The sequence below is a fragment of the Bacteroides sp. AM54-2NS genome (assembly GCF_003602935.1).
Classification (GTDB): domain Bacteria; phylum Bacteroidota; class Bacteroidia; order Bacteroidales; family Bacteroidaceae; genus Bacteroides; species Bacteroides xylanisolvens.
Map to the genome: position 1 here is coordinate 1 of NZ_QTMZ01000151.1, position 577 is coordinate 577.

A 577-nucleotide genomic window follows, 5' to 3' on the forward strand; every position below is an offset into this window, starting at 1 on the left:
TTTTTCAGGTTCTTCGTCAAATTTGGTGGTAATCTCTTTTTTATTTCGATGGTTTTCCTCTTCTTCTTTCTTAATCCTATAAAAAGTTGTAGATATGTTTGCTTTTTAGTAACTTTAAAGACACCACATCATTAAGAGTTACAATGCAACAAGCCATATCTACAACGTACAAATATACATCAAAAAAAGAAAATCCTCCTACAAATAGGGGATTATTCCATGATTTCAGATTCAGTCCTGGCTACGATAATCTGCAACAAGATGGTATCTCTGAAGCTGTTGGTTCATTGACGGTCTTTTTACATACGGCTGGCAAGGGGGCTTCCTGTCCTTATTGCGGACATTTCAGTCACCGATTACACAGTTATTACTCCCGTCATATTCAGGATCTTGAAGTTTACGGTCATACTTTGGAGTTAGTCATAAAGGTTGGCAAATATTATTGCGAAAATGTTTCTTGTCCGCGAAAAATATTCTGCGAACCGTTGTCTTTTCTGGCTCGTCGGTATGGTAGACGGAGCTATCTTGTTGAGGAACGCATCAGATCGATAAGCTTGGAACTTACTTCCCGAAAGGC

General features: G+C 38.5%; 1 protein-coding gene. It reads left to right on the forward strand.

Features of this window, described 5'->3' with window-relative positions:
* Window positions 1–143: 143 nt before the first annotated feature.
* A partial coding sequence (locus DXA05_RS26245) for a transposase family protein (RefSeq protein ID WP_133303909.1) occupies window positions 144–577 on the forward strand: 434 nt, incomplete at its 3' end.